The 4096-nt window shown below is 70.4% G+C and carries 4 protein-coding genes; all 4 read left to right on the forward strand.

Translation table 11 applies throughout. The features are described 5' to 3' along the window. Positions 1-967: TRAP transporter substrate-binding protein (locus tag ACTIDRAF_RS0223450; protein WP_016701135.1), on the forward strand; the 967-nt coding region annotated here is incomplete at its 5' end. Continuing rightward, positions 960-1562: a TRAP transporter small permease gene (locus ACTIDRAF_RS0223455; RefSeq protein WP_016701136.1), complete on the forward strand. Its 603-nt coding sequence runs from the start codon at positions 960-962 to the stop codon at positions 1560-1562. The genes ACTIDRAF_RS0223450 and ACTIDRAF_RS0223455, both read left to right, overlap by 8 nt. Further along, the gene (locus ACTIDRAF_RS0223460; RefSeq protein ID WP_016701137.1) at positions 1559-2830 is read left to right on the forward strand and encodes a TRAP transporter large permease; all 1272 of its coding nucleotides are present in this window, start codon (positions 1559-1561) and stop codon (positions 2828-2830) included. Before ACTIDRAF_RS0223455 ends, ACTIDRAF_RS0223460 begins: the two co-directional genes overlap by 4 nt. A 19-nt stretch (positions 2831-2849) precedes the next feature. Next, on the forward strand, positions 2850-4096 hold a 1247-nt coding region (locus ACTIDRAF_RS0223465; RefSeq protein ID WP_016701138.1), incomplete at its 3' end, for a dihydroxyacetone kinase family protein.

Here is a 4096-nt window from a genome sequence, read left to right on the forward strand (position 1 = left end):
GGCGCTCCTGGCGAGCGGCTGCGGGGTCGGCGACGACTCCCGGCGCCTGCTGCTCGGGCACGGCGCGGCGCCAGGCAACCCACGCGCCGAAGCGGCCGAACGGTTCAGCCAGATCGTGGGCGAGAAGTCCTCGGAACGGCTCCGCGTCCAGGTCTTCGGCTCCGAACAGCTCGGCTCCGACTCGGAGATGATGGTGTCCATCGCCTCGGGCACCCTGGACATGACCGTCAACTCCCAGGGCCCGCTGGCCACCAGCGTCCCCGAGCTCACCCTCGTGGGCCTGCCCTTTCTCTTCGACACCCCCGAGCACGCCTACGAGGTGCTCGACGGCCCGGTCGGCGACGAGTTCGCCGAGATGGCCGAGGAGAAGGGCTACAAGGTCCTGGCCTGGTGGGACAACGGGATCCGCCACGTCACCAACAGCCGGCGCGCCGTCGAGGACTCCTCGGACCTGGCCGGGCTGAAGATCCGCACCCCGGACGACGGCATGACCATCGACATCTTCGGCACCCTCGGGGCCAACCCGACGCCGATGGCCTTCGGGGAGCTCTACCTGGGCTTGCGGCAGGGCGCCGTGGACGGCCAGGAGAACCCGCTGGTCAACATCGAGGCCTCGAACCTGCACGAGGTGCAGACCCACCTGACCCTCAGCGGGCACAAGTACGAGGTCACGCCCTTCGTGGTGAGCACGCAGACCTGGACGTCGCTGTCCGAGGAGGACCAGCGGCTGCTCCAGGACGCGGCGATCGAGGCTCGGGACCACCAGCGCCAGCTGATGGCCGAGCAGACCGACCGCATCCTCGCCGAGTTCCAGGACTCCATGCGGGTCACCGAGATCGACCGCGACGAGTTCCGCGCCGCGACGGACAGCGTGTACGAGCGCTGGGAGGAGCGGTACCCCGAGGTGTTCGAACGGCTGGTCCAGGCCGTGGAGGACACCCGTCCCAGCGAGGTGCCCCATGACTGAACAACCAGCCGGCGAGGGCCGGGAGGCGACCTCCCCCACCCCGGACGGCGACACGGCGACGCCACCCAGGCTGTTCGCGGAGGGCAGCGTCGAGGAGCGGGTCAACCGGGCCCTGACCATGGTCGGTTCCGCCATCGCCGTGGCCTCGATCAGCGTGATCGGTCTCGTGCTCGTCGTCGGGGTGGCGCTGCGGTACTTCATGAACAGCAGCGCCGACTACGCGACGGAACTCCCGACCTACCTGTTCCCGTGGTTGATCTCGGGCGGCGTCATCGCCGCCATGGGCCGGGGCGGTCACCTGGCCGTGGACTTCTTCGTGGCCCGGATGGCGCCGGCCCGGGCCCGGGTGGTGGACATCGCCGCGTGGGGGCTGTCGACGGCGGTGATGGTCGTGCTGACCGTCGTCAGCCTGCGCCTGCTCGCTCCGCTCACCGCCCAGGTCACGCCGATCCTGGGCTGGCCGGTGGTCGGTAGTTTCGCCGGCTTCGCGCTGGCCGTCGTCGCGCTCACCGTGCAGTGCGGGTGCCGGCTGGTCTCCAGCATCCGGATCGGTCCGGTGCACGCCCAGGTCACCACCGCCGGAGGTGCCGCATGATCGAGGTGGGCATCGCCTTCCTGGTCTTCTTCGTCCTGCTCGCCGTGAGCGTCCCCGTGGCGTTCTCGATCCTCACCGCGACCGTCGTGGGGCTGTTGCTGATCGGCGACTTCCCCCTCCAGATCGTCGCCCAGACCGCGTTCTCGCCCAGCACCGACTTCATGCTGCTGGCGATCCCGTTCTTCATCCTCACCGGCGACCTGCTGGCGGGCGGGAAGCTCGGGCAACGGGCGATCGGGCTCGCCACCAGGGTCATCGGGCGGTTCCGGGGCGGCCTCGGCCACGCCTCGATCGCCACCAGCCTGGCGTTCTCGGGTGTGTCCGGTTCGGCCGTCGCCGACGCGTCCGGGCTCGGCAACGTCCTCATCCCCTGGACGAAGCGGGAGGGTTACCCGGCGCCGTTCGCGGCGGCCGTGAACTCCTCCACGTCCATCATCGGGGTCATCCTGCCCCCGTCCATCCCGCTGATCCTGTACGCCTCGGTCTCCGGTGCCTCGGTGGCCGCGCTGTTCATCGCCGGCATCGTGCCGGGCATCCTGCTGGCGTTGGCCTACGTGGTCGTCTGCTGGTGGGTGGCCTGGCGCAAGGACTACCCGCGCAAGAAGGTGAAGCTGAGCTGGAGCGGTGTCCTGAAGGACATCGTGGTCATCACCCCGGCCATCCTGCTGCCGATCATCCTGATCCGCGTGGTCCTCTTCGGTGGCATCGCCACGGTCACCGAGGTCGCGGTCCTGGCCGCGCTGTACGCGGTCCTCGTCCGGCTGGTGATCTACCGGGACCTCACCCTGCGGATGCTGACCAAGTCGTTGGTGAACACCGCCGCCGCCACCGGCGTGGTGATGCTGCTGATCATGGTCTCCTCGTCGCTGAGCTGGCTGCTCACCGTCGAGGAGGTACCGCCGAAGCTGGCGACCTTCTTCCTGGACAACGTCAGCAGCGCGGTCCTCATCCTGCTGATCATGAACGTGATCATGCTGGTCGTCGGGGCCTTCCTGGACATGTCGCCGGCCATCCTGCTGCTGACGCCGGTGCTGCTCCCGCTGGCAGCCGGTATCGGGCTGGACCCGATCCACCTCGGCATCATCGTGGTCCTGAACCTGGCGATCGGCCTGTTCACCCCGCCCGTGGGTACCACGCTCTACATCTCCACCTCGATCGCGGGGATCAAGATCGAACGCACGGTCGTGGCGCTGGTCCCCTTCTACCTGGCGGCGCTCGCCGTCCTCGCGCTGGTCACCTACGTGCCCGCACTCATCATCACCCCGTGACCGGAGAGGAAGGATTTTCGTGACACGCCTGTTCAACGACCCAGCGAGCTTCGCGGAGGACGCGCTCGCCGGGTTCTGCGACCTCCACTCCGACCGGGTCCGCCCGGTGGAGGGCGGAGTGGTCCGCGCCTCGGACACCCCGGAGGGGAAGGTGGCGGTCGTCGTCGGCGGTGGCTCCGGGCACTACCCGGCGTTCTGCGGCGTCGTCGGCCCCGGTTTCGCCGACGGCGCCGTGGTCGGCAACGTCTTCACCTCGCCATCCGCCCAGCAGGCCTACGACGTCGCGCGGGCGGCCAACCGAGGAGGGGGCGTCCTCTTCAGCTACGGCAACTACGCGGGCGACGTGCTGAACTTCGGCGCCGCCCAGGAACGGTTGCGGGCGGAGGGTGTCGACACCCGCACCGTCGTCGTCACCGACGACATCGCCTCGGCCCAGCCGGGGGAGGAGACCCGCAGGCGCGGCATCGCCGGTGACTTCGTCGTCTTCAAGGTCGCCGGCGCCGCCGCCGAGGCGGGGTACTCCCTCGACGAGGTGGAACGGGTCGCCGCGGCGGCCAACGCCGCCACCCGCACGCTCGGCGTGGCCTTCGACGGGTGCACCCTGCCCGGTCAGGATGGCCAGCTGTTCACCGTCCCCGCCGGGAAGATGGGGCTCGGCCTGGGCATCCACGGCGAACCAGGCGTGTCCGAGGTGGACCTCCCCACGGCGTCGGAGCTCGCGGACACCTTCGTCGACGGGGTCCTCGCCGAGACACCCTCGGGTGCCGGGAACCGGGTGGGCGTCATCCTCAACGGACTGGGCCGCACCAAGTACGAGGAACTCTTCGTCGTGTGGACCCGGGTCGCCGCCCGGCTCAGGGCGGCCGGCCTGGAACTGGTCGACCCGGAGGTCGGGGAACTGGTCACCAGCCTCGACATGGCCGGTGCCTCGCTGACGCTGGTCTGGTTGGACGAGGAGCTCGAACGCCTGTGGCGGGCCCCCGCCGACAGTCCCGCCTACCGCAAGGGGACCGGCGAGGTCCCCCGCGCCCCGGCGGAGCTGTTCGCCGCCAACCGGCACGCCGACACCGGTCCCGGCGACCAGCCGCGAGGCACGGCGGTGCGAGCCACCCCCGAGTCGCGGGAGTTCGCCGGCACCGTGGTCGAGGTGCTCGAGGCGGTGCGCGCCGCGATCGAGGCGGCGGAGGACGAACTGGGTCGCATCGACGCCGTGGCCGGGGACGGTGACCACGGGCGGGGCATGGTCAAGGGCGTCACCGCCGCCGA

Origin of the sequence: Actinoalloteichus spitiensis RMV-1378, assembly GCF_000239155.1 — a bacterium.
In the GTDB taxonomy this organism is placed as follows: Bacteria; Actinomycetota; Actinomycetes; order Mycobacteriales; family Pseudonocardiaceae; genus Actinoalloteichus_B; species Actinoalloteichus_B spitiensis.

Bases quoted from the DNA above. Each gene is read 5' to 3' on its own strand.
- ACTIDRAF_RS0223460 (WP_016701137.1), top strand. From the start codon at position 1,559: ATGATCGAGGTGGGCATCGCCTTCCTGGTCTTCTTCGTCCTGCTCGCC.
- ACTIDRAF_RS0223455 (WP_016701136.1), top strand. From the start codon at position 960: ATGACTGAACAACCAGCCGGCGAGGGCCGGGAGGCGACCTCCCCCACC.